The following is a 25583-nucleotide window of genomic DNA, read 5'->3' as shown; positions in this document are numbered from 1 at the left end:
GGCGCGGTCGCGTTGCGGCCGGTTTGGGCGATGTGGTTGCTGGCGGCCGGGCGGCGGGACGAGGCCCGGCAGGTCTATCGGACGTTGCCGCCGGTCTCCTCGGTGCCCGGCTTTCTCCTGCTGTCCACGCTGGCCGGCCGGGCGGAGCTGGCCGCCGAGCTGGGTGACCGGGAGACCTGCGCGGAGGTGTACCGGGCGCTGGCGCCGTACGCCGGCTGTTCGCCTGCGGCGGGGCCGGGGTGGTCGCGGTCCTCGGCTCGAACCGGCTGCCGCTCGGCCAGGCGGCCGCGGCCCTGGGCCGTCTGGACGACGCCGTGCGGCATCTGCGCGCCGCCGCCGAGATCAACGACCGGGCGGGCATGCCGCCGATGGCCGCTTTCGCCCGGTACGAGCTGGCCCGCGTCCTGGCCAGGCGCCGCCGGCCGGGCGACCGTGACGAGGCCGCCGCGCTGGCGGCGTCGGCGGCGCGGTGGCCCGCGGGCTCGGCATGGCGCCCCTGGCGGGCCGCTGCGCGGAGCTGTCGCGGTCTTTGTCCGGACGGGCGGCGGGCCCGTTGACGCGGCGCGAGGACGAGATCGCCGTCCTGGTCTCCCAAGGGCTGACCAGCCGGCAGATCGCCGCCGCCGCGCACATCTCCGAGCGCACCGTGGAGAACCACGTCCAGCACATCCTGGGCAAGCTCGGCTTCACCAACCGCACCCAGATCGCCACCTGGATCGCCGCCGGCCGCCCGGGACCGACGGGCACGGGAACGGAGCGGACGCGAGAGGGGGGCCGCGACTGAGCTGAGGCGTATGCGTCCCGGCCGCATCGGGCCAGGCGCGGCGTCCTGGCCGCCTCCGCGGTACGAGGGCACCCTTCGGGCGAGCGAGCCGACAACCGGCGGGTGACCCGCGCGAAAGCGCGCCACGACCACGCCCGTCACGGGGCGTGTCCGCACAGTGCGGTGCCGCTGTCGCGCACCGGTCCGGCTGCCCGGTCTCCCGCGTGCGCCTGCCCGCGCCCGACGGACGCGGCCCCGCCTCCCGGCCGTGTCGTCGCGGACGCCTGCGGTCACCAGCCGGGCGGGGACGTCACGGACGCCTGCGGCCCCGCCTCCCGGCCGCGTCGTCGCGGACGCCCGCGGCCACCAGCCGGGCCGGGACGGCGCGAACGCCTGCGGCTACCGGCCGGGCCGGGACAGCGCGAACGCCTGCGGCCGCCGGCCGGGCCGGGACGGCGCGGGCGGAGGAGCGAGGGGTCCCCAGCTCCACCCGCGTGGCCGGGTCCGCCGCACGGGCCGGTCCGCACCGTTACCGGCACTACGGACAGCCTGGGGTCAAGGCGAACGCACCGGCCCGTACGGGACACTCCCGGGCGGCTGCCAGGATGGGATCATGGGTGCGGGTGAGCTGTACGGGAGAGAGGCCGAAGCGGAGGCGATCGCCGAGCTGCTGGCGGGCGCGCGGGCGGGCACCAGCTCGTCCTTGGTGCTGCGTGGCGAGCCGGGCATCGGCAAGACGGCGCTGCTCGACCACGTCGCGGCGGCTGCCGGGGACATGCGGCTGGTCCGCGGTTCGGGGGTCGAGTTCGAGGCGGAGCTGCCGTTCTCGGGGCTGCAGTTGTTGCTCCGCCCGGCGCTGGGGTCCCTCGCCGCGATTCCCGGCCCGCAGCGCGCGGCTCTGGAGGCGGCGTTCGGGCTCGGGCCCGCGGCCGGCTCCGAGCCGATGCTGACGGGGCTGGCGGTGCTGTCCCTGCTGGCGGAGCACGCGGGCGAGAGGGGGCTGTTGTGTCTCGTCGACGACGCGCACTGGCTCGACCACGCGTCGCGGGACGCGCTGCTGTTCGCCGCCCGGCGCCTGCACGCCGAGGGCGTGGTCATCGTGTTCGCCGCCCGCGACGGTGAGGGTTCCTTTCCCGCTCCCGGCCTGGCGGAGTTGCGCCTGTCGGGGCTGGCTCCCGAGGCGGCCGCGGCGCTGCTCGACCGGCATCCGCTCGCGCCCGCCGTACGCTACCGCCTGCTCGCCGAGGCCCGCGGCAACCCGCTGGCTCTGCTGGAGCTGCCGGTCGCCCTGGCGGCCGAGGGCGGCAGCGCGTTCGCGCCGGGGGCGCTTCCTCTCACCAGCCGCCTGCAGCTGGCCTTCCACGGCCAGGTCAGCCGGATGCCGGAGTCCTGTCAGAGCCTGCTCCTCGTGGCGGCGGCCGACCAGACCGGCGAACTGGCCGTGATCCTGCGTGCCGCCGCCGAGCTGGGGGCGGCCGTCGAGGACCTGTCCGCCGCGGAGCAGGCCGGCCTCGTGCTGCGCGGCGACGCCGACGGCACCACGATCCGTTTCCGCCATCCGCTGATCCGCGCCGCCGTCTACCAGCGGGCGCCGATCGGGCAGCGCCTCGCCGTGCACCGCGCGCTCGCCGCCGCCCTCGGCTCGCCGGAGCACGCCGACCGCCGGGCCTGGCATCTGGCGGCCGCCGCCACCGGGCCCGACGAGGAGGCCGCCGCCGCGCTGGAACGCACCGCCGCCCGCGCCCGCGAGCGGGGCGGCCACGAGGCGGCCGCGGCGGCGTACGAACGGGCCGCCCGCCTGAGCGTCGAGCCCGCCGCCAGAGCTCATCGCGAGGCCCTGGTGGCGGAGGCGGCGCTGGAGGCGGGCGATCTGGAGCGGGCCAGGTCCTTCGGGGGCCGCGCGGCCCGGCAGTTGGAGAAGGACCCGGCGGCGAACGCGCGGATCGCCCACGTCCGGGCGCTGGCGGACTTCTGGCAGGGCTCCTACCCCGCCGCCCACCGGTTGCTGCTCGACGGCGCCGAGCTCATCCGCGACACCGATCCCGGCCAGGCCGCCGTGCTGCTGATCCAGGCCGTGCACACCGCCTGGTATCTCGGGGAACGGCCGCTCGCGGCGACGCTGGACCGGCTGGCCGCGCTGCCCCTGGACGAGGCGCATCCCCTGGCGCCGGTGGGGCCCTACCTCGTCCATCTCGATCGGGGACGTTCCGAGCGGCCGCCGCCGCTGGCCGACACCCTCGCGGCGGTGCGGCGGCGGGGCCGGGCACCCGACCAGGCGTTGATGATCCTCTGCGGCGCGGCACTGGCGCTGGGCCAGGACGCCGACGCCTACGAGCTGGCGACCGCGCTCGCCGCCGAGCACCGCGCCCGGGGCGGCGCCGGGCGGCTGCCGACGGTGCTGTTCTTCGTGGCCGAGGGCGAGGTGTTCACCGGACGGCATCTGGACGCGCTCGCCACGGCGACCGAGGCCCTGGCGCTGGCCCGCGACACCGGCCAGCAGCAGTGGGCCAGCCAGTTCAGCAGCGTGCTCGCCTACCTCGACGCGGCCAAGGGGGACGAGGCGGCCTGCCGGCGCACCGCCGAGGAAGGGCTGGCGGAGGCCACCGCCGGGGCCATCTCCCCGGGCGCGCCGTGGGCGCACTGGTCGCTCGGGCTGCTGGATCTCGGCCTCGGCCGCGCCGAGGCGGCGCTGGCCCGCTTCGAGCGGCTGACCCGCGAGCCGATGCGCCACCACATCTGCGCCACCCGTTCCACCCCCGACCTGGTGGAGTCGGCCGTACGGGTGGGCGCGCCGGAACGCGCCGCCGAGCCGCTGGCGCGCTTCGAGGGGTGGGCCGGGGCGGTCCGGCAGCCGTGGGCCGACGCGCTCGTGCTGCGCTGCCGCGGGCTGCTGGCCGCCGACGACCAGGCCGAGTCGTTCTACACGGCGGCCCTCGAACTCCACGACCACGACCGCCGTCCGCTGGAGTTCGCCAGGACCGCGCTGCTCTACGGCGAATGGCTGCGCAGGGCCCGGCGCAAGGCCGAGGCGCGCGGGCCGCTGCACGATGCCCTGGAGGTCTTCGACCGGCTCGGCATGCGGCCGTGGGCCGAACGCGTCCGTGGCGAGCTCACCGCGACCGGCGCCCAGGAGCGGGGCCCCAGGCCCGCCGAAGGCGTGGCCGCCGCCCTCACCCCGCAGGAGCTGCAGATCGCCCGGCTCGCCGCGCAGGGCCTGTCCAACCGGGACATCGCCGCGCAGCTCTTCCTCAGCCACCGGACGGTCGGCTACCACCTCTACAAGGCCTATCCCAAGCTCGGCGTCGCCTCCCGGAGCGAGCTGAAGGATTTCGCCGGGCGGCTGGGGTTGTGAGATCCTGTCCCGGTGATCACTCCGGAACAGGTGCTACCTGGGCAGATCGTCCCGGTGGAGGTTGACGAGGTCCCGCCGATGGAGCTGGCCCCCGGCATCCATGTACGGATGCTCCCGGGCATGCCGGGCATCAGGACGTGGGTGATCGACCTGGCCCCCGGGGCCGAATGGCCGGACCTCGACGCCCACGAGACCTACGGCGAGGCGTACTTCGTGGTGAGCGGCGAGCTCATCGAGGGGGAGCGCACCCACGGCCCGGGCACCTATGTCGCCTTCGGCCCGGAGACGAGCCACCGACCCCGTACGGAGACCGGTGTCCGCGCCTTCGGCTTCAACTACGACGTCACCAGGTGACGAAGGTCAGAGCTGTTTCCTGAGCTCGGCGCCCATCGCGGCCGAGTCGTGGCCGGGCTCGACACCCTCGACGATGATCACCTCGCCCTCCAGGTGGTCCGCCCGCAGCCGCAGGATCGCCTGGTAGGCGGCCGAGTCGTACCAGTCGCGGGCGTGGTCCATCGACGGGAACTCGAGCATGACGACGCTTCCGGGCCAGTGGCCCTCGCGCACGTCCACCGGTCCCCCGTGGACGATGAAGCGGCCGGAGAACGGGTCCATCGTCGACTGGATCCGCTCCAGGTACTCGGCCACGTCCGGGTGCGGCTTGTCCGAGTCCCGAAGGTGCGCGATCACGTAGGCGGTCATGGTTCCTCCTCGAAGTCATGGATGGGCCGGGCCGGCCGGCCCGGCGATCGTGCTCAGATTCCGGCGGGCACCTTGTCGAGGAAGCCGAGCACCTGGCTGATGCGCCCGTCGTCACCGATCACCGCGACGTCGAAGCCGATGACGATCGGCTCGGCGCCCTCAGGCCCCAGGTGCCAGGTGAACCGGGCGATGTCGTGGTGGGCGTCCACGGCGCCGCCCAGGCTGAACACCAGCCCGCCGAACTGCCCCTGGACCGCCGCGATGGTGGCGTCGAGGCCGTCCCTGCCCTTAACGGAGACCAGCGGGTCGGTGTACACCGCGTCCTCGGCGAAGACCTCCGCCAGAACGGCCTGCCGTGCGGCGGCGTCGGTCTCGTTCCACGCGGCGAGGTAGCGCTGGACCAGCTCGTTCGTGTCGCTCATTTCCGTCTCCTCAGTGGTCGTGCTCTCTTGTGACCACCACATTAGGGAGACGGGAACGACGGGGAATCTGACGTACTTAAGTACTTTCGACTGGCCGTGCGCACGGCGGGGAAACGCTGAGGAAACCCGGCGTCGGGTTGGGTGGCGTGGCACCTCAACACGCAAGGAGCACGGCATGTCCCCTACCCATGAGTCCTTCGGCCGGCGTGCGTTCCTCGCCGCGGCCGCCATGACGGCGGCGGCCGGGGCGATCCCGGTCACGACGGGCGTCGCGGCCGCCGCCGCGAAGGACCCCGACCAGCTGTTCGAGCAGGGTGCGTTCGACGAGGCCGCCCGGGGCTACCGGCGGCTGCTGGGCGAAGAACCGGAGAACGCCCACGCCGCCGCGCAACTGGGCTACATCGCCCTGCTGGGCAACCGGTTCGGCGCAGCCGAGCGCTACCTGTCCACCGCCATCAAGCTGGACCCCGCCGACGTGGCCGCGCGGCAGCGCCTGGCCGAGTGCTACGTCCGGCAGGACAAGCTCGCCGCCGCCGTGCCGCTGCTCGAACAGACCGGCCGGCCGCGCGACGCCGCCTACGCCACCCTCTACCGCCACGTCACCGGCACACCCTGGCAGCTTCACGGCGCGCGGAGCACCCGCGTGCCCTTCGTCACCATGGAGCCCCTGCCCGCCGTCAAGGCCGAGGTGAACGGCAGGGAGAAGACCTTCTACCTCGACACGTACGCCACGCTCGACCTGGCGCAGGAGGTCGCGGAGGAGGCGGGGCTGCGCTCGCTGGCCACGGTGTCCGGGGTGGCCAGCAACAGTCCCGTCACCATCCACCTGGGCATTCTGGAGTCGTTCCGGATCGGCGGCATCGAGGTTCGCAACCTGCCGGTGCAGTGGATCGACGCGCGACGGCCGCCGCTGCCGGACGGATCGCAACCGGCGGGCGTGCTCGGGACCACGCTCTTCTACCACTTCCTGACCACGATGGACTACGCCGGCCAGGCACTGCTGCTGCGCGGCAGGTCCGCGGCCTCGCCCGCGGGCTCCGGCCGGATCCCGCTGTGGCTGGCCGGCGACCACTACCCGTGCACGCTGGGCAGCCTGAACGGCTACGGGCCGGGGATCGTCACCCTCGACACCGGCGGCCTGGGCCATGGCCTGGACACGACGGTGGAGTACGCCGAGCGGGCCGGCCTCGCCGTGGACTACGACCACCCGGTCGACAGGAACGGCGTCGCCTTCTACCCGGTCACGGCCGACCGGATGAGCCTGGGCAGGGCGGTCGGGCGGAACGTGAAAGGCTTCGCCTCCGCGAAGACGATCCCCGGCCAGCCCGGCCCGGGCCAGGCCGACATGTTCGGGTTCGAGATCATCGCCAACTTCACCCACGAGTTCTTCAAGCCGTTCACCCTCACCTTCGACTACACCGCCATGCGGGTCTCCATCACCGGCGGGGGCCGGCCGCGGCCCTAGCCGCCGTGCCGCCACGGGCTGAGCCGGTCACGGTCGACCGCCGGCGGTCCCGTCCCGGCCACTCGGACGGGTGGTCGTGGGTGGGCGCGGATGAGTACCGCTGGTGAGTAGTCGCCCGGACGCGCGCAGCGCCCCGGCGAGCGCACGCTGAGGGCATGACTCCCAGCGCATCCCCGACCGGCGGGGCAACCGTCCTGCGTGCCGCCTGGTCGTACGACGGCACCGGCGGCACCCTGACCCCCGACCCCGTTCTCGTCCTGGTCGGCGGTGTCATCGCGGCCGTCGGGCGGCTTGACGGCGTGCCCGAGGGGGCCGCCGTCGTCGATCTCGGCGGGGCGACGCTGCTGCCCGGGCTGGTCGACCCGCACGTTCACCTGGCCTTCGACGCCAGCCCCGACCCGGTGGGCCACCTGGCGGCCCGGGACGCGGCGGCGGCGCTCGCGGCGATGGCCGCGGCCGCCAGGCGGGCCGCCCGCGGCGGGGTGACGACGGTGCGGGACCTCGGCGACCGTGACCATCTCAGCCTCACGTTGCGCGGCGCCGCCGCGTCCGACGCCTCGCTGCCGACGATCGTCGCGGCCGGGCCGCCCATCACCACGCCCGAAGGCCACTGCCACTACCTGGGCGGCGGCGTGTCGGGGGTGGCGGCGGTGCGCGCCGCCGTCCGGGAACGGGCCGAGCGGGGCGTCGACGTCATCAAGATCATGGCGAGCGGCGGGCAGCTCACCCCCGGGACGCGCCCCGAGGTCTCCCAGTTCACCCTGGAGGAACTGCGGGCGGCCGTCGAGGAGGCGCACCGCCACGGCCTGCCGGTCACCGCCCACGCGCACGGCGCCCGGCCCGTCGCCGACGCGCTCGCCGCCGGCGTGGACGGCCTGGAGCACGTCACCTTCATGACCTCGGACGGCGTCGATCGGGCGCCGGACGACCTGGTCACGGCCATCGCGAAGCGCGGCGCCGCACTCGGGATCACGCTCGGCGTGGCCCCTGTGGAGGGGAGCGCGGTGCCGCCCGCGGTGGCCGCCCGGCTGCCGGCCCTGATGGCCAACGCCCGCCGGCTGTACGAGGCGGGCGCGCGGATCGTCGCCGGGACCGACGCCGGCATCGGCCCCGTCAAGCCGCCGGACGTCCTGCGCTGGGCCGTCGGCGAGCTGCCCGCCCTCGGGCTGAGCGGCGCCGAGGCGCTGCGCGCCGCCACCTCTCTTGCGGCCGAGGTGTGCGGGCTCGGCGATCGGAAGGGGCGGCTGGCTCCCGGGTACGACGCGGACGTGCTCGCGGTGGACGGGAACCCCCTGGAGGATCCCACGGCCCTGCACCGCATCCGCGCCGTCTACGTCCGAGGGCACCGCCTGCCCGGTGTGGGCGCCGGGTCACCGGAGCCCCAGAGGTGAGGGGCGCCGGCGGTCGTCGACCGGCTCCCGCGCCTCGTCCGGGGCCGCGTCGGCGGCGGGCCACTCGAAGGTGGGGTCGGGGTCGGGTGAGCGGGGCAGGAGCCGGCAGTCGGCGGCGAGGAGGTAGACGACCCGCGGGTCCGACGACGTGATGTCGACGGGCCCGTAGGTGACCCACCGGATGCTCAGGTCGCTGTCGAAGTCGGTCACCTGCGCCTTGGCGTGGTGGCCGGCTCGCGTGCGGACCGCGAAGCACGTGCCCGGGGTGAGCCGGTTGCCGCCGGACGGGCCGGCGGGCAGGTAGTCCTCGCCGTAGTGCAGGCCGTGCAGGTGCATGGCGCCCAGGGCGTCGAAGTCGCCGGGGCCGAGCAGTCGCAGGCCGGCGGTGCCGCAGCGGGCCAGCCGCCACTTCCACGGGTCGCTCTGGTCCCAGCGGACGTCGGCGTCCCCGGCGTCGCAGGCGGTGCCGAGGTCGAAGCTGAAGGCGGCCTGGTAGCCGAGGGTCGCGGCGCCGGCGGAGATGACGTTGAGGTCGATGTCCGGGTCCTGCGGGGCCGGCTCGTCCATGGCGGCGGTGAAGGCGGCGTCGGGCAGGCGGAGCCGGTGGCGGACGTCGGCGGCGGTGACCGGCTCCAGCGGCCCGAGGTGCGTCGGCGCCGGCAGGGCGGCCCCCGCCGACAGGGCCTCGATGACCCTGCGGATCACCCGGACGTCGCGGGCCAGCACGATCCGTTCCACGTACCCGGTGCACCGCCCCTCGGGCGGGTCGGCGCCGTCGCTCAGCGGCGGCTCGGCGCCGGCGAAGCGCCACGCCCTGCTGCCGAACAGGTCCATGGGCGACTCGAACCACGGCCGCACCACCTGGACCACGCAGTAGTCGAAGGTGACGGCCGTGACGGAGGAGTCGAGCCCGGTGGGCAGGTCGCGCGGCAGGGTCCGGCCGCCGTCCCGCTCGGCCAGCTCCACGAGGACGTCGCGGGGCAGTCGGACGCGCCGCCACGTGCCGTCGAGCGCGGTGGCCGGGCGGTAGTAGGTGGGCACGTACCGTTCGCCGTTCGGCGAGGTGCGCCAGTGGTCCGCGCGCCGGGGGTCGAACGAGCGCCGGAACTCCGCCCACACGCGGGCGGGCAGGCGGGCGCCGAGCCGGTCCTTGGTGTCCAGGGCCCGCTCCACCTCGTCCTTGCGGCCCAGGCTCTCCCAGGCGTGGCGGGCGGCGCGGCAGGCGGCGGCCAGCTCGGGCTCCTCGCGCTCCCAGCGCCGCCGCTCCTCGGGGTCGTGCGACAGCTCGGCGGTGTGGCGGAGCTGGTCGTAGTGCGCCTGCGCGGCGCGGTACGCCTGCGCGGCGCTGAGATAGTCCTCGTAGATCCTGCTGTACGCGAGCGGCCCGCCGCCGGAGGCGTCCTCGAACAGCAGGGCGCGGGCCTCCTCGTAACGGCGCCGCTCCGGCTCCGGCAGGTCGTCCACGGCGAGCTCGGCGCCCTGGACCCACCGGCAGACCTCCCACAGCGGCGTCTGCCCGGGCCAGCCCCACCGGCTGCCGCTCATGACGCCGTTGGCCAGCACGGAGAACTCCGCCAGCGTGGCGCTCCGCTCCACGTCCATGCCGCCGTCCATGCCGCCGTCCGTGTCGCCGGAGAAGCGCAGCCCGTGCGCGGTGTAGGCGATGGGGCTCAGCGGCACCTCGACGAGGTGGCCGTCCTGGGCGAGCATCGCGCGCAGCTTGGCCGCGACGCCCGCGACGATCACGGCGTCCAGCGCGCGGGGAGGGCGGCTCGCGCCGCCCTCCCCGCCCGGCGCCCGCTCAGCCAAGCTGGTCTTCCTTGATGCCGGGGAGCAGGTCGGGCGTCTTGCCGAACAGGTGGTTCCGGAATGCGATGACCTGCATGCCGGGCACCTTGATGGTGGCGCCGTCATGCTCGTAGCGGTACTTGCGGCCGCTGCTGCTGGAGCCGTAGCTGCCGCCGAGCGTCAGCGGCCCGATGCCGAAGCTGTCGGCTCCGCCGACCTCCTTGCTGAAGGTGTCGAGGGCCTTGGCCAGGTCTTCCGACTCGATGACGAGGTTGCGGACGAGCAGCATCTGCAGGCCGTACCCGACGAGCTTGCCCTGCGGGGGCCGCTCGCCGTCGGACGGCGGCTCGCCCCACCTCCAGCCCGCGCCGGCGGGCAGGTCCCAGCCGCGGTTGGTGAGGAACTCCGGCGAGAACCAGGGGCGGACGATCTGCACCTGGGTCATCTCGAACGACAGGTCGAAGCTGTCGAGGTGGTGGTCCTTGTGGAACTCCGTGGAGCTGGAGTGGTGCCCGCCGGAGACGGACCACAGGCCGCTGTCGAACTGCCCGCCGGCGTCCCAGCTGTCGCTCTCCTTGACCTTGTCGGTGTCGGTCATCTCGTGGTAGAGGCTGTAGCCGGTCCAGCCGTCGGAGGTGGCGAACCCGGCCGGCACCACCGTCGTGTACGGGAACTCGATGCCCTCGGGCGAGCTGAGGATCGCGTGCCGGTAGGCGTTCTGCAGGTCGCCCTTCCAGTGGATCATCGAGCGCTGGGTGATCTGCTCGATCCGGTCGCGGATCTCCTGGATGTCCTCGCGGTACCCGGTGGCCCCCCAGGAGGCCCAGGCGTCGTCGACGTCCTGCCGGTAGATCGCGCCGTTGAGCTCCCAGTCCTGGACGGCGACGTTGCCTTTCTCGCCGGTGGCGGCCTGGGCGGCGATGCGTTTGGCGTTGTAGGTCAGGACGGCGTGCTCGTACCTCTGCTTGGCCTCGTTGTAGGCGCGCACGGCCGGGGAGTCCTCGGTGACCTCCTTCTCCCGGCCGAGCAGGTCCTTCTGCGTCACCGTGACGGTGAGCATGCCGCGCAGCCGCTTCAGCTCCTCCTGCTCGGCGTCGGTCAGCGACTGCTTGATCACCTTGGACTGCTTGAGGATCTCGTCGTACATGACGCTCATGCGCGAGCCGTCGCGGTTCTCCCAGATGGCCTGCTGCTCCTCGCCGTCGAGGGGCTGCTGCGGGTCGGGGAGGTAGTCGACGGCCATGGCGAAGGTGAACGCCTGCTGGTAGCGCTGCTTGCTCTCCTCGGCGGTCCTGCCGCTCAGGCCCCCGGCCGCGAAGTCGAAGTCCCCCTCCTCGAAGGGCAGGCCGGGCATGCACCAGGTCAGGAACGCGTCGGCGGGCGGCTTGACGCTCGCGTCTCCGCCCATGAGCACGTGGTACATCTGCGTCCGCAGCGCCCTGGCCAGCGATTCGATCGTGTACGACATGGTGCGACTCCTCTCGGCCGGCCGCCGGAGCAGGTGCCTGGCGCACCTTCCGAGCCTTGCCGTCCATGACTGTGCAGCACCGACGATAGCCGTGCGTGATCGATTCATCGCGCAAGGTGATGGCGAACGGGTGCGCGCCGCCGCGAAAGCCCACAACTGCGGGGTGCGGCGTCGGCCGGTCGTGGAACGTCAGCCGGGGTCCATGGCGTCGTAGGCGGCCTGCGCCCGCCGGTGCCACCGGTTGCGCAGGTCGTGGAAGACGGCCGCGGCGCGCGGCCCCGGCCAGCCCGGCTGCAGCAGCTCGGCGGGCAGGTCGGGGTCGAGGAACGGGAAGCGCCGCCACTCCTGGATGAGCAGCACCTGGGACGCGAACGCGTCGAGGTCGGAGCCCGGGGTGACGCGCTCGAAGCGCTCGATGAAACGCAGGTAACGCTTCTCGACGTCGCCGAGGTCCCACGCGGCCATGATCAGCTCGCCGGTGTCGCCGATGTCCGCGGCGGGGCCCGTCCAGGCGAAGGCCCGGCCGTCGAGGTGCAGTTCGCGCAGCACGTCGCGGACGGCGGCGGCCTTGGAGGCGTCGGGGATCACCCACAGGCCGGGGGCGGGGGAGCCGAGGCCGAGCCAGGTGAGCCGGGTGCGCAGGCGGTGGCGCAGCCGGCGCTGGGTCTCCGGCACGGCGGCGGTGAGCACCAGCCAGCGGCCGTCCCAGTCGTGCGGCCCGCGCATGAACCCGTAGATCCGCTCGGTGCCCTCGCGCAGCAGCCGGTCGCCGGCGCCGGTCAGGCTCCAGCGCACGCGGCGGCCGTGCCGGGCGGGCTCCAGCAGGCCCTCGGCGGCGGTGCGCGACAGTGCCTGGCGGGCCGACTTCTCCTCCACGCCGAGCGTGCCGAGCGCGGTGACCAGGGTGCCGGTCCAGACCTGGCCGCCGCGCGGGAGCACGAACTCGCCGAGGACGGTCAGCAGCAGCGAGCGGGCCCCGGCGCCCGGCTTCTCGCGCGGGCGCGGCGCGTCGGCGGCCACGGCGACCCCTTCCTCTACAAACCTGCGACGGCGACGAGGCCAGTGTAGAAGGTCATACCCGGCGACGAGCCAATAACCCCAATAACAAGTAGGAAATATTGACTTAAGTGAATCGTCGGCTTAGCGTCATGACCATGAGCCAGGGCCTCCCCCGCACCACTCGCCATCACCAGCCCAGCCATGGAAGGAGCGCGGCATGACCGAGACGCTGCCCGGCCGCGCCGTCGGCGCCGACCACTTCCGCCGCGCCCTCGCCGTGCACGCCAGCGGCGTCGTGGTGATCACCGCGCAGAGCGGCGGCGTCCCCGTCGGGCTGACCGCCACGTCGTTCTCCTCGGTCAGCCTCGAACCGCCGCTGGTCTCCTTCTACGTGGACCGTTCCTCGACCACCTGGCCACTGCTCGGCGCCGCCGACCACTTCGCGGTCAACATCCTGGCCAGCGACCAGGCCGAGGTGGCCGCCCGCTTCGCCCGCAAGGGCGCCGACCGGTTCGCCCCGCCCACCCGCTGGCGGCCCGGGCCGCTCGGCGCGCCGCTGCTGCTCGGCGTCTCCGCGCACCTGGTCTGCCTGCCGTACGAGCGGGCCGAGGTCGGCGACCACATCCTGGTCGTCGGGCAGGTCGCCGAGGTCGAGACGCACCACACCGGCCGCCCCCTCCTGTACCACCAGGGCCGCTTCGGCCGCTTCCTGCCGCACCCGGAGAACCGATGAGCGCGCGTCCCGGGCGGCCCCGCAAGCGGGTCCACCTCGCCGCCCACTTCCCCGGCGTGAACAACACCACCGTCTGGACCGACCCCCGCTCGGGCAGCCAGATCGACTTCGCCTCCTTCACCCACCTGGCCAGGACCGCCGAGCGCGGCAAGCTCGACTTCTTCTTCCTGGCCGAAGGGCTGCGGCTGCGCGAGCTCAAGGGCCGCATCCACGACCTCGACGTGGTCGGCCGCCCCGAGTCGCTGACCGTGCTCAGCGCGCTGGCCGCCGTGACCCACCGCCTCGGCCTGGCCGGCACCATCAACGCCACCTTCAACGAGCCGTACGAGCTGGCCCGGCGCCTGTCCACGCTCGACCACCTCAGCGGCGGCCGGGCCGCCTGGAACGTGGTGACCACCTCCGACGCCTTCACCGGCGAGAACTTCCGGCGCGGCGGCTTCCTCGACCGCGCCGACCGCTACGAGCGGGCCGCCGAGTTCGTCCGCCTGTCGCGCGAGCTGTGGGACTCCTGGCGGCCGGACGCGATCGTCGGCGACCAGGCGGAGGGCCGCTTCCTGCGCCCCGGCGCCATCGGCCAGGTCGAGCACCACGGCCGGCACTTCTCCGTCGAGGGCCGCTTCACGCTGCCCCGCAGCCCGCAGGGGCATCCGGTCATCATCCAGGCCGGCGACTCCGCCGAGGGCAGGGAGTTCGCCGCCGCCCACGCCGACGTGATCTTCACCGGCCACGGCTCCCTGGAGGACGGCAAACGCTTCTACGCCGACGTCAAGGGCCGCCTGGCCAGGTACGGCCGCGAACCCCACCAGCTCAAGATCATGCCCGGCGTGACGTTCGCGCTGGGCGACACCGAGGAGGAGGCCGCCGAGAACGCCGCCGACATCCGCCGCCGCCAGGTCGGCCCGCAGACCGCGATCGCGTTCCTGGAGCAGGTGTGGGGCCGCGACCTGTCCGCCTACGACCCGGAAGGCCCGCTGCCCGACCTCGAACCCGACCTGTCCGGCGACCTCTCCCAGGGCCGCGTCCCGATCAAGGACCGGGCCGCCGTGGCCGCCAAGTGGCGCGCCCTGGCCGCGGAGAAGGGGCTGTCCATCCGCGAGCTGGTCATCGAGGTGACCGGGCGGCAGACGTTCGTCGGCACGCCCGGTACGGTGGCGCGGCTCATCGACGAGCACGTGCAGGCGGACGCCGCCGACGGGTTCATCCTCGTCCCGCACCTGACGCCCGGCGGCCTCGACGAGTTCGTGGACCGGGTCGTGCCGCTGCTGCAGGAGCGCGGCGCCTTCCGCGCCGACTACACCGGCACCACGCTTCGTGACCATCTGGAGCTGGCATGACGTTGCACCTCGCCGTCGCGCTCGACGGCGCCGGCTGGCACCCCGCCGCCTGGCGGGAGCCGGCCGCCGCCCCGCGCGCCCTGTTCTCCGCCCGCTACTGGGCCGGCCTCGTCACCGAGGCCGAGCGCGGGCTGCTCGACTTCGTCACCATCGAGGACGCGCTCGGCCCGCAGTCCACCCGGCCCGACGGGCCCGACGACCGCACCGACCAGGTACGGGGCCGCTTCGACGCCGTGCTCCTGGCCGCCCGGCTGGCCCCGCTCACCCACCACATCGGCTTGGTGCCGACCGCGACCACCACGCACACCGAGCCGTTCCACGTTGCCATCGGCATCGCCACGCTCGACCACGTCAGCGGCGGCCGGGCCGGCTGGCGGCCGCAGATCTCCGTGCGCGCCTCCGAGGCCCGCCACTTCGGCCGCAGAAGCTTCCCGCCGCTCGACCAGGTGCTCACCAGGCCGGGCGGGGCGGACCTGTCCGCCGACCCGCACGTGCGCGACCTGTTCGAGGAGGCGGGCGACGCGGTCGAGGTGGCCCGCCGGCTCTGGGACAGCTGGGAGGACGACGCCGAGATCCGCGACGTCGCCACCGGCCGCTTCATCGACCGCGACAAGCTGCACTACATCGACTTCGCCGGGCGCTTCTTCTCCGTCAAGGGCCCGTCCATCACCCCCCGCTCACCCCAGGGGCAGCCGGTCGTGGCCGCGCTGGCGCACGCCAGGCTCCCGTACGAGTTCGCCGCCGCCCACGCCGACGTCGTCTTCGTCACCCCGCACTCGGCCGCGGACGCCCGCGCCATCGTGGCGGAGATCCGGCGGCTGAACGCGGACGTGCGGATCTACGCCGACCTCGTCGTGTTCCTCGGCGACGACGCGGCCGGGCGCAAGGCCCGCCTGGACGAGCTCGACGGCACCGAGCTCGTCTCCGACGCCGCGATCTTCACCGGGCACGTGCGGGAGCTGGCCGGGCTGCTCCTGGAGTGGCGGGACGCCGGGATCCAGGGGTTCCGGCTGCGGCCCGGCGCGCTGCCGTACGACCTGTGGCAGATCACCTCCGGGCTGACGGCCGAGCTGCGCGCCCGGCAGGCGTTCCGGAGCAGGTACGAGGCCGGGACGCTGCGCGGGCTGCTCGGCCTGCCCCGCCCGGCCAGCCGTTACGCGGAGGCCCGATGAAGTTCCTGCTCATCACGCTGATCACGCACACCGGCGGCTCGACCACCGAGCGATTCCGGGAGGTCGTCGGCAACGCCGTGCTGGCCGAGGAGCTCGGCTTCGACGGGTTCGGGGTGGGGGAGCGGCACGAGCGGCCGTTCATCTCCTCCTCGCCGCCGGTCGTGCTCAGCCACATCGCGGCCAGGACGTCCAGGATCCGCCTGTTCACCGCCGTGACCACGCTCAGCCTGCTCGATCCCGTGCGCGCCTACGAGGACTACGCCACGCTCGACCACCTGTCCGGCGGCCGGCTGGAGCTGATCATCGGCAAGGGGAACGGGGCGGCGCAGGCCAAGCTGTTCCACGTCACCGCCGAGGACCAGTGGGAGCGCAACCGCGAGTCCTACGAGCTGTTCCGCCGCCTGTGGCGGGAGGAGCGGGTCACCTGGCAGGGCCGCTTCAGGCCGCCGCTGGTCGAGGCCGAGACCTGGCCGCGCCCGCTGCAACGCCCGATCAGGGTCTGGCACGGCAGCGCCACCAGCAAGGAGTCCGTGGACCTGGCCGCCCGCTACGGCGACCCGCTGTTCTCCGCGAACGTCACCAACCCCATCGACCCCTACGCCGAGCTGATCGACCACTACCGGGAACGCTGGGCCCACTACGGGCACGACCCCGCCGACGCGCTGGTCGGAGCCGGGAGCGCCGGCTTCTACGCGGCCAGGACCTCCCAGGAGGCCATCGCCACCTACCGGCCGATCTTCGAGGCCCGCGTGGCCTTCCAGCGCGAGCTCGGCCTGCCGATCGTCTTCCCCACCCTGGAGGACGCCATCGAGCGCAGCTCCCTCCTCGTCGGCAGCCCGCAGCAGATCATCGACAAGGTGCTGCGCTACCACAAGCGGTTCGGCCACGAGGTGATGCACCTGCACGCCGACGCCGACGGGCTCACCCCCGCCCAGCACCGGTCGGCACTGGAGCTGTTCCAGGCCGAGATCGCGCCCGTCCTGCGGGCGGAGATCCCCAGCCGGCCGTTCCCCTCCCCAGGAGGTGACTCATGACCCTGCCCCCGCAGGCACCCCTGTCCATCCTCGACCTGAGCCCCGTCCCCTCCGGCGGCACCGCCGGCGACGCGCTGCGCAACACCCTCGACCTGGCCCGGCAGGCCGAACGCCTCGGCTACCGCCGCTACTGGGTGGCCGAGCACCACTTCGCGCCCGGCGTGGCCTCCTCGGCGCCCGCCGTGCTCATCGGCCTCATCGCGGCGGCCACCTCCACCATCCGGGTCGGCTCCGGGGCCGTGCAGCTCGGCCACCAGACGCCGCTGGCGGTCGTCGAGCAGTTCGGGCTCATCGACGCGCTCCACCCGGGCCGCCTCGACCTCGGCATCGGCCGCTCCGGCCAGCGCCGCGCCGAGCTGGCCAAGCAAACGACACCTCCCGCCGACCCGCCCCAGGAGCGGGTCGTGGACGGGCTGCTCATCCCGAAACCGTTTGACTTCTCCAAGCTCGTCACCCACCCGCAGCTCGCCCACCACGCCACCCTGCTCCAGCAGCCCGGCGCCCGGACCCCCGACTTCGCCGCCCAGATCGACGACGTGCTCGCCTTCCTCGCCGGCACCCACGAGGCGCACGCCGTGCCCGGCGAGGGCGCCGACCTGCAAGTGTGGATCCTCGGCAGCAGCGGCGGGCAGAGCGCCCAGGTGGCCGGGGAGCGCGGCCTGCCGTTCGCGGCCAACTACCACGTCAGCCCCGCGAGCGTGCTGGAAGCCGTCGAAGCCTACCGGGAGGCCTTCAAACCCTCCGCCGAGCTGGCCGAGCCGTACGTGCTCGTCTCCGCCGACGCCGTCGTCGCCGAGGACGAGGCCACCGCCCGCGAGCTGGCCTCCCCCTACGCCCTGTGGGTGCGCAGCATCAGGACGGGCGCCGGCGCCATGCCGTTCCCCACGCCCGCCGAAGCCGCCGCCCACACCTGGACCGGCGCCGACCGGGAGCTCGTCCGCGACCGCGTCGACACCCAGTTCGTCGGCACCCCCGAGCAGGTCGCCGAACGGCTGCGCGTGCTGCGCCGCGTCACCGGGGCCGACGAACTGCTCGTCACCACCATCACCCACGACCACGCCGACCGCGTGCGCTCGTACGAACTGCTCGCAGAAGCCTGGAACCGCACGTGAAGCGCCTGATCCCCGTACTCCTGCTCGCCCTGGCGGCCTGCGGCGCCCAGCCCGCCGCCCAGCAGGCCGCCCCCGTCGGCCTGACCTGGGCCGTCGAGACCCAGCCCATCACGCTCAACCCGCAGCAGTGGTCGCAGAACAAGGCCAGGCTGCTCGTGTTCAACCAGTTCGACGCCCTGCTCACCAGGAACAAGGACGGCTCGTTCGGGCCCTGGCTGGCCAAGGCGTGGAAGGTGTCCGACGACGAGCTGACCTACACCCTCACGCTCAGGGACGACGTCACCTTCCACGACGGCACCAGGTTCGACGCCGCCTCCGTCAAGGCCAACCTCGACCAGTTCTTCGTCGAGGGCTACAACGCGGCCGTGGCCGGCATCCAGCTCCGGGCGTTCAAGGAGGCGAAGGTGCTCTCGCCGACCACGCTGGAGATCACCCTCAAGGAGCCGGACGCCCTCTTCCTCGACTTCCTCGCCTCCCCCTACGCCGGGCAGATCTCCCCGAAGTCGCTCAAGAGCGCCAAGGACCTCAAGTTCGGCGGCACCGACCTGGCCGGCACCGGGCCGTTCATCCTCGACCGGTACGTGCCGGGCCAGGAGCTCCACTACCGCCGCAACCCCGCCTACAAGTGGCCGCCCGCCGGGGCCGCGCACCAGGGCCCCGCCCACCTGGCGGAGATCACCTACCGGTTCCTGCCCGAGGCCGCCGTCCGCGTCGGCGCGCTCACCTCCGGCCAGGTGCAGGTCATCGAGGGCGTGCCGGCCACCGAGGCCGGCCTCATCAAGAACGACCCCGGCCTGACCCTGCAGACCGCGCTCAACTCCGGCACCTCCTTCTCCTACTACTTCAACACCTCCCGCGCCCCCTTCGACGACCAGCGCGTACGGGAGGCCTTCCGCGCCGCCGTGGACGTGGACGCCGTGCTCAAGGCCGTCTACCAGGGCACCGCCACCAGGGCGTGGAGCATCGTCGGCAAGGCGAGCCCGTTCTACGACGCCTCCCTGGAGAACACCTTCGGCGGCGACGCCGCCCGGGCCAACAAGCTGCTCGACGAGGCGGGCTGGAAGCAGCGCGACGCCCAGGGGTACCGGGTCAAGGGCGGCAAGCGGCTCAGCGTGCGCACGATCGCGTCGGCCGCGTTCATCCGCGACCGGCGCGACATCCTCGCCCAGGCCATCCAGGCGCAGGTCAAGCAGAACGCCGGCATCGACTTCCAGGTCAAGATCGTGGACCAGGGCACGGCGCAGAAGGCCCTCGACGACAACGACTACGAGGTGTTCGAGAACTCCCGCGGCGACTCCGACGCCGGCGCCGCGCTCAACCTGCTCCTGCCGGGCAAGGGCGCGCTCAACCGCACCCACTTCTCCGACCCGGACGTGGAGAAGTGGATCGCCGAAGCCTCGCGGACCTCCGACCAGGCGCGGCGCAAGGAGCTGTACGCCAAGGTGCAGCAGGTGGTCGTGCGGGACAAGGCCATCGTGTTCCCGCTCTACGTGCCCGCCGACCAGATCGCCGCGCAGAAGAGCGTCCAGGGGCTCGGCTTCCACCCCGCCTCCGGCACCCCCGCGAGCGCCTACGACGTGCGGATCGGCACATGACCGGCCGGCTCGCCGCGCTGGCCCGGCTCGGGGTCGTGCGGCGGCTCGGGACCGGGCTGGCCGTGTTGTGGGCCGCCGCCACCGCCTCGTACGTCGCGCTGCTGATCGCGCCGGGCGACACCGTGGACATCCTGGTCGGCGACGGCGCCGACACGCCGGAGATCCGGGCCGCGATCATCAAGGAGTGGGGGCTCGACCGGCCCGAGATCGTCCAGTACCTGGCCTACCTGTGGCGGCTGCTGCATGGCGACCTCGGCCGCTCCTACCAGCTGCAGCGCGGCGTCGGCGAGGTGCTGGCCACCCAGATCGCGCCGACCGTCCAGCTCACCCTCGCCGCGGCGGCCACCGGGGTGACGCTGGCCGTCGTCATCGCGCTCGCCACCGCCGGACGCGGGCGGGCGGCGCGCGGCGTCGCCTCGGCGGCGGAGCTGGTGGCGGTGTCGGTGCCGCCGTTCCTCATCGGGATCGTGCTGCTGGCCGTCTTCTCGTTCACGCTCGGCTGGTTCCCCGTCTCCGGCGCGCAGGGGCCGTCGGCGCTCGTGCTGCCCGCGCTCGCGCTCGGGCTGCCCATCGCGGGGGTGCTCGGGCAGGTGCTGCGGGGCGGGCTGGAGCGGGCGCTGGAGCAGCCGTTCGCGGTCACCGCGCGGGCGCGCGGGCTCACCGAGCGGGCGCTGGTCGCCCGGCACGCGCTGCGGCACGCCCTCATCCCGGCCGTGACGCTGGCCGGCTGGTTCACCGGCACCCTGCTCGGCGGGGCCGTCATCACCGAGGCGCTGTTCGGGCGGCCCGGGCTCGGCCGCGTCGCCATGGAGGCCGTCACGGGGCGCGACATGCCGGTGGTCATGGCCGTCGTGCTGCTGTCGGCCCTTGTGTACGTCACCCTCAGCACCCTCCTCGACCTGGCCTACCGCGCCATCGACCCGCGAATCCGAGGCTGAAGCCGCATGCCCGCACCCACCTCGGCCCCGCCCGTGGACGCCCTCGCCGGTTCCGTAACGCGGACCCGTAGCCGGCGGGCGTGGCGCGGGCCGGCCGCGCCCGCCGTCCTCCCGCTGCTCCTGCCCGGCGCGTTCCTCCTGCTGCTCGCCCTGGCCGTCGCCGCGCCCGCCCTGCTCACCGGCGCGGACCCGCTCGCCGCCGACCCGCTCGCCGCGCTCGCGCCGCCCGGGCCCGGGCACTGGCTCGGCAGCGACCACCTCGGGCGCGACGTGCTGGCCAGGGTCGTGTACGGCGCCCGCCACTCCGTCAGCATCGGCGCCGCCGCCACCGCCCTGGCCGTCACCGCGGGCGTGCTGCTCGGCCTGGCCGCCGGCCTGTCGCCCAAGTGGCTGGACGAGGCGCTGGCGCGCGCGTTCGACGTGCTGTCCACCCTGCCCGAGCTGCTGCTCGCCCTCCTCGTCGTCGCGATCACCGGCCCCGGCACCGGGAACGTCATCTTCGCCATCGCCGTCGCCCAGATCCCGAACTACGCCCGCGTGATCCGCGCCCAGACCTTCGTCGTCCGCCGCTCCGGCTACGTCGAGCAGGCCGTCACGTTCGGCCGCCCCCGCCTGGCGATCACCGCCGGACACGTGCTGCCGAACGTGCTCGGCCCCATCCCCGTGCTGGCCACGATCGGGATCGGCCAGGCCGTCATCGCCGGCTCCGGGCTCAGCTTCCTCGGCATGGGGCCGCAGCCGCCGGCCGCCGAGTGGGGCGCGATGCTCTCCGAGGCCCGCAACTACCTGCGGGTGGCCTGGTGGGAGGCGCTGTTCCCGGGCCTGGCGATCACGCTGACCGTCGTCTGCCTGACCGTCGCCGGCCGCCGCCTCCAACGCCGCTTCGAGGGAAGGACCCCATGACCACCACCCACGACGAGAGCCCCGCCCCGCTGGTCGCCGTGCGGGACCTGCGCGTCGCCTTCAAGGGGACGGACGTCGTGCGGGGCGTCTCGCTGTCCGTCGCGCCCGGCGAGTGCGTGGCCGTCGTGGGCGAGTCCGGGTCCGGCAAGAGCGTCACGGCCCGGACCCTGCTCGGGCTCGCCGGCCCGGGCGCGCAGGTGCGCGCCTCCGCGTTCACGATCGGCGGACGCGACGCCCTGGCGTTCGGCGAGCGGGAGTGGCGCAGCCTGCGCGGCAGGTTCGCCGGGCTCGTGCTGCAGGACGCGCTCGTCTCGCTCGACCCGCTGCGGACCGTCGGCGCGGAGATCGGCGAGGTGCTGGCCACCCACGACGTGGTGCCGCGCAAGTGGCGGCGCAGCCGGGTGCTGGAGCTGCTGGAGTCGGCCGGGGTGCCGGAGCCGGAGGCGCGGGCCGGGCAGTACCCGCACGAGCTGTCGGGCGGGCTGCGGCAGCGCGTCCTGATCGCCTCCGCCCTCGCCGCCGAGCCCGAGCTGATCATCGCGGACGAGCCCACGACCGCGCTCGACGTCACCGTGCAGGCCCAGATCCTGCGGCTGCTCGCCGCCCGCAAGGCCGCGGGCACCGCGCTGCTGCTGATCAGCCACGACCTCGCCGTCGTCGGGTCGATCGCCGACCGCATCCTCGTCATGCGCGAGGGCCGCGTCGTCGAGCAGGGCCCCGCCCTGGACGTGCTCGGGGCGCCCGCGCACCCGTACACGCGCGCCCTGCTGGCGGCGGTCCCGTCGGCTGCCTCCCGCGGCACCCGCCTCACGGACGGCACCCCTCTGACGGCGGGCATCCCTCTTACGGACGGCACCCCTCTTACGGACGGCACGCCTCTTACGGCGGGTACTCCTTCCACGGAGGGCGCCGGGCTTCCTCCCCACCCCGCCGCCCCCGGACAGGTGGTGCTCGCCGGGTCCGGGCTGGTCCGCTCCTTCGGCTCCCGCCGCGTCGTGCAGGACGTCTCCTTCACCCTCCGCCGTGGCGAGACGCTAGGCATCGTCGGCGAGTCCGGGTCGGGCAAGACCACGGTGGCCCGCCTGGTCATGGCGCTGCTCGACCCCGACCACGGCGAGGTCGCCCTGCACGGCGAGCCCTGGAGCGGCCTGCCCGAGCGGCTGCGCCGCCCCCGCCGCCCCACGATCCAGCTCATCTCCCAGAACCCCCTGGACTCCTTCGACCCCCGCCACACCGTCGCCCGCCTGATCGCCGAGCCGCTGCGGCTGCCGAGGGCCGAGCGGCGGGCGCGGGTGCTGGAGCTGCTGGCCCGCGTCGGCCTCCCGCCGGAGACGGCCGGGCGGCATCCGCGCGAGCTGTCCGGCGGCCAGCGGCAGCGGGTCGCGATCGCCCGCGCGATCGGCCCCGCCCCGACGTGCTGGTCTGCGACGAGCCCGTCTCCGCCCTGGACGTCTCCGTGCAGGCGCAGGTGCTGGACCTGCTGGCGGAGCTGCGGGCCGAGTACGGCACCGCGATGCTGTTCATCTCCCACGACCTTGGTGTCGTCCACCACGTCGCCGACCGGGTGCTCGTCATGAAGGACGGCCGGGTGGTGGAGGAGGGGGAGGTGGACGAGGTGTTCACGGCGCCGCGCCACCCGTACACGAGGGATCTCGTGGCGGCGGTGCCCAGGCTGCCCGTCGGCGGGGTGGCCGCAGAGCCCGGGTTGCCCGGCGGCGGGGTGGTCGCGGTGCCTGGGGTGGCCGCCGACGCCGCCGACGGGGTGGCGGAACGGGCGGGGTCGGCGGCAGAACCGCAGGTGAGCGCGGGGATGTGAGCCGCGGGGAGGTGGCGCAACCTCCCCGTTATCCCCTTTTTCCTACTCATTTAGTAGGTTGAGGGCATGGAACGGGTGGCCCTCGACGATCGGCGGCGCCGGGCGGATCGTGCCCGGCAGATCGCCGACCTGCTGAGAAGACAGATCATCCACGGCGGCTTCCCCGGCGGGCAGCTCCCGCTGGAGGCGGCGCTGGCACGCGAGTTCGACACCTCGCGCAACACCGTCCGGCAGGCACTGGACCTGCTGCGCGAGGAAGGGCTGGTCGACCGGTGCCCCGGGGTGGGCACCACGGTGGCGGCCGAGAAGTACCCCCACGGCCTGCACCGCCTGCTCGGCCTGGCCGAGACGCTGCACGAGCACGGCCAGGTCGTCAACCAGGTGCGCACGATGACCCTCATCGAGCCGCCCGCCCCGGTCAGCCACCGCCTCGGCCTGGAGCCCGGCGAGCAGGTCGTCTACCTCGAACGGCTGCGCAGCCTCAACGGCCTGCCGCTCTCGCTCGACCTGACGTACCTGGTGCGCGACGTGGGCGAGCCGCTGTTCGACGAGGACCTGGCGGGCAACGACATCTTCGTCCTGCTGGAGACGATCGCGCGGCAGCCCCTCGGCATGGCCGAGCTGACCCTGGAGGCGGTCAACGCCGACCCGCACACCGCCGCCGCGCTCGGCACGCCGCGCGGAGCCGCGCTGCTGATGGTCGAGCGGCTGACCCACCTGGCCGACGGCCGGCCGGTGGACCTGGAGTTCATCCGTTTCCGCGGTGACCGGCTCACCATGCGCGGCCACCTGCGGCGTACCGAGAAAGAGGAGCACGCATGGCCCTGATCGAGCAGCGGGTCGAGGTGCCCGTGACGATCGACGAATCCCTGTGCATCGACGGCTGCACCCTCTGCGTGGAGGCGTGCCCGCTCGACTCACTGGCGATCAGCGACGAGACCGGCAAGGCGTACATGTACGTGGACGAGTGCTGGTACTGCGGCCCCTGCGCGGCCCGCTGCCCGGTCGACGCGGTCACCATCAACATCCCCTACCTGCTGCGATGAAGGAAAGCGCGATGCGCACAGCTCTGACGGCGGCCGCCCTGCTCCTGGCGGCGACGGCCTGCTCGGTCTCGGGGGCGGCGGCGACGACGGCGGGAAGACCAGGCTCGTCGTCGGCTACCAGTCCAGGACCATCAACACGGTCACGGCGGGCACGTTGCTGCGCTCGCTGGGCTACCTGGAGAAGCGGCTCGGCGACCGGTACACGGTCGAGTGGCAGGACTACGAGACCGGCGCGCCGATCACCGCCAAGATGGTGGCCGGGAAGATCGACATCGGCTCCATGGGCGACTACCCGCTGCTGATCAACGCCGCGCGGACCCAGCCGGTCCCGGCCGCCCGCACCGAGCTGATCTCCGTCACCGGCTACAACCTGCGCGGCGGCCTCAACATGGTGCTCGTCCCGCCCGCCTCCAAGGCACGCACGCTGGCCGACCTGGCCGGGACCAAGATCTCCGCCAGCGTCGGCTCGGCCGGGCACGGCACCCTCGTCCAGGCCATGGAACGCGCGAAGATCACCGCAGAGGTGGTCAACCACCAGCCCGCCGTCGGCGCCGCGCAGCTCGAGTCGGGCGGCGTGCAGGGGTACGCGCAGTTCGTCGCCTGGCCCGGCCTGCTGGCCTTCCAGGGCAAGGGCCGCCTGGTGTACGACGGGTCCGCGCTCGGCGTGCCGACCTTCCACGGGGTGGTGGCCCGGCAGGCGTACGCCAAGGAGCACCCCGAGGTCGTGGACGCCTTCCTCAAGGCCCAGATCGACGCCACCCGCTACCTGCACGAGCACCCCCTGGAGGCGGCCGAGTCGGTCGCGAAGGACACCGGGCTGCCCGCCGAGGTGGTCTACCTCTACAACGGCCGCGACGGCATCTCGACCTTCGACGTCACGCTGAAGGAGCCGCTGCTCAAGGCGCACCAGCGCGACGTCGCCTACCTCAAGCGGATCAGCCCCGACTTCTCCGGCGTGGACGTCACGTCGTTCGTCAACGACGGCTACCTGCGCAAGGCGTACGGGGCCGCGTACGACAAGGACCGGGCCTCGACCGCGAACCCCGCCGCCACCACCGGCACCGACCCCGTCTGCGGCAAGCCGGTCACCGACCCGGCGACCGCCTCCGAGCTGTGGCTGTCCGGCGAGAACGCCACCCGGCCCGCCGCCACCCCCACGTGCCTGCTGCGGCAGGTCGCCGCCGCCGCGGGGAAGGTGCGGGCCGCCTACGTGCCCGACACCGTGACCGGCACCCGGTGGTTCGCCGACCGGTCGGTGTGGCTGAAGGGGCCCGGCGGCACGTTCCTGCCGTTCACCACGCAGGAGGGCGCGGACGCCTACCGCGAGCGGCATCCGAGGACCGAGCCGATCGCCTACGCGGACGCGCTCAGGTCGGCGGCCGAAGGAGGCGACGCCCGATGACCACCGAAACCCGCACCGACCCCGCCCCGCCGACCGAGACCCGCACCGACGCGACCCAGCCCGACCTGACACAGGCGGCCGAGGCACGGCCGGACGGGTCCAAGACGGGCGACGCGCAGACGGGCGACGCGCAGACGGGCGACGCGCA

General features: G+C 74.0%; 24 protein-coding genes. 19 read left to right on the top strand and 5 right to left on the bottom strand.

Annotation, left to right across the window (positions count from 1 at the left end; translation table 11 throughout):
* The first annotated feature begins 239 nt into the window (after positions 1-239).
* The 4 genes from KIS93_RS54420 to KIS93_RS54405 all read left to right on the top strand — a co-directional run bounded on the left by KIS93_RS54420 (position 240) and on the right by KIS93_RS54405 (position 4469).
* A complete protein-coding gene (locus KIS93_RS54420) occupies positions 240-557 on the top strand; it encodes a hypothetical protein (RefSeq protein ID WP_186405008.1) in 318 nt (105 codons plus the stop codon).
* On the top strand, positions 554-784 hold the full coding sequence (locus tag KIS93_RS54415; protein ID WP_246005513.1) for a response regulator transcription factor: 231 nt from the start codon (positions 554-556) through the stop codon (positions 782-784). The genes KIS93_RS54420 and KIS93_RS54415 overlap by 4 nt, the downstream gene beginning before the upstream one ends.
* Before the next feature lie 592 nt (positions 785-1376).
* Positions 1377-4115, top strand: a complete 2739-nt coding sequence (locus KIS93_RS54410) for an AAA family ATPase (protein WP_080039034.1) — start codon at positions 1377-1379, stop codon at positions 4113-4115.
* Positions 4116-4127: 12 nt separating this feature from the next.
* Positions 4128-4469, top strand: coding sequence for a cupin domain-containing protein (locus KIS93_RS54405; protein WP_246005512.1), 342 nt, complete (start codon positions 4128-4130; stop codon positions 4467-4469).
* A 6-nt stretch (positions 4470-4475) separates the two neighbouring features.
* Here KIS93_RS54405 and KIS93_RS54400 read toward each other — a convergent pair whose 3' ends face one another.
* Together KIS93_RS54400 and KIS93_RS54395 are read right to left on the bottom strand one after the other, a co-directional pair.
* Positions 4476-4817, bottom strand: a complete 342-nt coding sequence (locus tag KIS93_RS54400) for a DUF1330 domain-containing protein (protein ID WP_080039033.1) — start codon at positions 4815-4817, stop codon at positions 4476-4478.
* 53 nt (positions 4818-4870) lie between these two features.
* On the bottom strand, positions 4871-5239 hold the full coding sequence (locus tag KIS93_RS54395; protein ID WP_080039032.1) for a nuclear transport factor 2 family protein: 369 nt from the start codon (positions 5237-5239) through the stop codon (positions 4871-4873).
* A gap of 175 nt (positions 5240-5414) precedes the next feature.
* Here KIS93_RS54395 and KIS93_RS54390 point away from each other — a divergent pair, with 175 nt between their 5' ends.
* Together KIS93_RS54390 and KIS93_RS54385 are read left to right on the top strand one after the other, a co-directional pair.
* Positions 5415-6704: an aspartyl protease family protein gene (locus KIS93_RS54390; RefSeq protein ID WP_080039031.1), complete on the top strand. Its 1290-nt coding sequence runs from the start codon at positions 5415-5417 to the stop codon at positions 6702-6704.
* A 155-nt stretch (positions 6705-6859) separates the two neighbouring features.
* On the top strand, positions 6860-8095 hold the full coding sequence (locus tag KIS93_RS54385) for an amidohydrolase family protein (protein ID WP_080039030.1): 1236 nt from the start codon (positions 6860-6862) through the stop codon (positions 8093-8095).
* On the opposite strand, the gene KIS93_RS54380 is transcribed toward KIS93_RS54385, so the two are convergent.
* From KIS93_RS54380 to KIS93_RS54370, 3 genes are all read right to left on the bottom strand, one after another.
* Positions 8075-9904 (bottom strand): hypothetical protein, encoded by a 1830-nt coding sequence (locus tag KIS93_RS54380; RefSeq protein ID WP_080039029.1) that lies wholly within the window; start codon positions 9902-9904, stop codon positions 8075-8077. The two genes, KIS93_RS54385 and KIS93_RS54380, sit on opposite strands and share 21 nt — an antisense overlap.
* Positions 9897-11351: a hypothetical protein gene (locus KIS93_RS54375; RefSeq protein WP_080039028.1), complete on the bottom strand. Its 1455-nt coding sequence runs from the start codon at positions 11349-11351 to the stop codon at positions 9897-9899. Before KIS93_RS54375 ends, KIS93_RS54380 begins: the two co-directional genes overlap by 8 nt.
* Positions 11352-11540: 189 nt before the next feature.
* A complete protein-coding gene (locus tag KIS93_RS54370) occupies positions 11541-12371 on the bottom strand; it encodes a PaaX family transcriptional regulator (protein WP_080039027.1) in 831 nt (276 codons plus the stop codon).
* Positions 12372-12567: 196 nt separating this feature from the next.
* On the opposite strand from KIS93_RS54370, the gene KIS93_RS54365 reads away from it, so the two are divergent.
* The 13 genes from KIS93_RS54365 to KIS93_RS54310 all read left to right on the top strand — a co-directional run bounded on the left by KIS93_RS54365 (position 12568) and on the right by KIS93_RS54310 (position 25435).
* Positions 12568-13083 carry a flavin reductase family protein gene (locus KIS93_RS54365; RefSeq protein ID WP_080039026.1) on the top strand — a complete coding sequence of 172 codons (516 nt, stop codon included), beginning with the start codon at positions 12568-12570 and terminating at the stop codon, positions 13081-13083.
* Positions 13080-14417 (top strand): NtaA/DmoA family FMN-dependent monooxygenase, encoded by a 1338-nt coding sequence (locus KIS93_RS54360; RefSeq protein WP_080039025.1) that lies wholly within the window; start codon positions 13080-13082, stop codon positions 14415-14417. The genes KIS93_RS54365 and KIS93_RS54360 overlap by 4 nt, the downstream gene beginning before the upstream one ends.
* On the top strand, positions 14414-15589 hold the full coding sequence (locus KIS93_RS54355) for an LLM class flavin-dependent oxidoreductase (protein ID WP_080039024.1): 1176 nt from the start codon (positions 14414-14416) through the stop codon (positions 15587-15589). The genes KIS93_RS54360 and KIS93_RS54355 overlap by 4 nt, the downstream gene beginning before the upstream one ends.
* The gene (locus KIS93_RS54350; RefSeq protein WP_080039023.1) at positions 15586-16623 is read left to right on the top strand and encodes an LLM class flavin-dependent oxidoreductase; all 1038 of its coding nucleotides are present in this window, start codon (positions 15586-15588) and stop codon (positions 16621-16623) included. Before KIS93_RS54355 ends, KIS93_RS54350 begins: the two co-directional genes overlap by 4 nt.
* A complete protein-coding gene (locus KIS93_RS54345; protein ID WP_080039022.1) occupies positions 16620-17735 on the top strand; it encodes an LLM class flavin-dependent oxidoreductase in 1116 nt (371 codons plus the stop codon). The genes KIS93_RS54350 and KIS93_RS54345 overlap by 4 nt, the downstream gene beginning before the upstream one ends.
* Complete coding sequence (locus KIS93_RS54340; RefSeq protein WP_230466192.1) at positions 17732-19330, top strand: ABC transporter substrate-binding protein; 1599 nt, start codon at positions 17732-17734, stop codon at positions 19328-19330. Before KIS93_RS54345 ends, KIS93_RS54340 begins: the two co-directional genes overlap by 4 nt.
* Positions 19327-20268, top strand: coding sequence for an ABC transporter permease (locus KIS93_RS54335; protein ID WP_080039021.1), 942 nt, complete (start codon positions 19327-19329; stop codon positions 20266-20268). Before KIS93_RS54340 ends, KIS93_RS54335 begins: the two co-directional genes overlap by 4 nt.
* 6 nt (positions 20269-20274) lie before the next feature.
* Positions 20275-21171, top strand: a complete 897-nt coding sequence (locus KIS93_RS54330) for an ABC transporter permease (RefSeq protein WP_080039020.1) — start codon at positions 20275-20277, stop codon at positions 21169-21171.
* On the top strand, positions 21168-22748 hold the full coding sequence (locus KIS93_RS54325) for an ATP-binding cassette domain-containing protein (protein WP_281262009.1): 1581 nt from the start codon (positions 21168-21170) through the stop codon (positions 22746-22748). The genes KIS93_RS54330 and KIS93_RS54325 overlap by 4 nt, the downstream gene beginning before the upstream one ends.
* Positions 22640-22987, top strand: coding sequence for an ABC transporter ATP-binding protein (locus KIS93_RS69585; protein WP_281262008.1), 348 nt, complete (start codon positions 22640-22642; stop codon positions 22985-22987). Before KIS93_RS54325 ends, KIS93_RS69585 begins: the two co-directional genes overlap by 109 nt.
* A gap of 66 nt (positions 22988-23053) precedes the next feature.
* Positions 23054-23815 (top strand): GntR family transcriptional regulator, encoded by a 762-nt coding sequence (locus tag KIS93_RS54320; RefSeq protein ID WP_080039018.1) that lies wholly within the window; start codon positions 23054-23056, stop codon positions 23813-23815.
* Positions 23806-24033, top strand: a complete 228-nt coding sequence (locus tag KIS93_RS54315; RefSeq protein WP_080039017.1) for a 4Fe-4S dicluster domain-containing protein — start codon at positions 23806-23808, stop codon at positions 24031-24033. The genes KIS93_RS54320 and KIS93_RS54315 overlap by 10 nt, the downstream gene beginning before the upstream one ends.
* 154 nt (positions 24034-24187) lie before the next feature.
* Positions 24188-25435, top strand: coding sequence for an ABC transporter substrate-binding protein (locus KIS93_RS54310; protein WP_246005511.1), 1248 nt, complete (start codon positions 24188-24190; stop codon positions 25433-25435).
* Positions 25436-25583 lie beyond the last annotated feature (148 nt).

The organism is [Actinomadura] parvosata subsp. kistnae (assembly GCF_900323885.1).
Classification (GTDB): Bacteria; Actinomycetota; Actinomycetes; order Streptosporangiales; family Streptosporangiaceae; genus Nonomuraea; species Nonomuraea composti.
The sequence above is the reverse complement of the archived record's forward strand: the minus strand, read 5'-3'. Positions and strand labels throughout refer to the sequence as shown.

Coding starts and splice junctions, on each gene's coding strand:
- KIS93_RS54390 (WP_080039031.1), top strand. CDS start 5,415: ATGTCCCCTACCCATGAGTCCTTCGGCCGGCGTGCGTTCCTCGCCGCG.
- KIS93_RS54395 (WP_080039032.1), bottom strand. CDS start 5,239: ATGAGCGACACGAACGAGCTGGTCCAGCGCTACCTCGCCGCGTGGAAC.
- KIS93_RS54315 (WP_080039017.1), top strand. CDS start 23,806: ATGGCCCTGATCGAGCAGCGGGTCGAGGTGCCCGTGACGATCGACGAA.
- KIS93_RS54350 (WP_080039023.1), top strand. CDS start 15,586: ATGAAGTTCCTGCTCATCACGCTGATCACGCACACCGGCGGCTCGACC.
- KIS93_RS54385 (WP_080039030.1), top strand. CDS start 6,860: ATGACTCCCAGCGCATCCCCGACCGGCGGGGCAACCGTCCTGCGTGCC.
- KIS93_RS54375 (WP_080039028.1), bottom strand. CDS start 11,351: ATGTCGTACACGATCGAATCGCTGGCCAGGGCGCTGCGGACGCAGATG.
- KIS93_RS54360 (WP_080039025.1), top strand. CDS start 13,080: ATGAGCGCGCGTCCCGGGCGGCCCCGCAAGCGGGTCCACCTCGCCGCC.
- KIS93_RS54345 (WP_080039022.1), top strand. CDS start 16,620: ATGACCCTGCCCCCGCAGGCACCCCTGTCCATCCTCGACCTGAGCCCC.
- KIS93_RS54410 (WP_080039034.1), top strand. CDS start 1,377: ATGGGTGCGGGTGAGCTGTACGGGAGAGAGGCCGAAGCGGAGGCGATC.
- KIS93_RS54335 (WP_080039021.1), top strand. CDS start 19,327: ATGACCGGCCGGCTCGCCGCGCTGGCCCGGCTCGGGGTCGTGCGGCGG.
- KIS93_RS54400 (WP_080039033.1), bottom strand. CDS start 4,817: ATGACCGCCTACGTGATCGCGCACCTTCGGGACTCGGACAAGCCGCAC.
- KIS93_RS54325 (WP_281262009.1), top strand. CDS start 21,168: ATGACCACCACCCACGACGAGAGCCCCGCCCCGCTGGTCGCCGTGCGG.
- KIS93_RS54355 (WP_080039024.1), top strand. CDS start 14,414: ATGACGTTGCACCTCGCCGTCGCGCTCGACGGCGCCGGCTGGCACCCC.
- KIS93_RS54330 (WP_080039020.1), top strand. CDS start 20,275: ATGCCCGCACCCACCTCGGCCCCGCCCGTGGACGCCCTCGCCGGTTCC.
- KIS93_RS54320 (WP_080039018.1), top strand. CDS start 23,054: ATGGAACGGGTGGCCCTCGACGATCGGCGGCGCCGGGCGGATCGTGCC.
- KIS93_RS54365 (WP_080039026.1), top strand. CDS start 12,568: ATGACCGAGACGCTGCCCGGCCGCGCCGTCGGCGCCGACCACTTCCGC.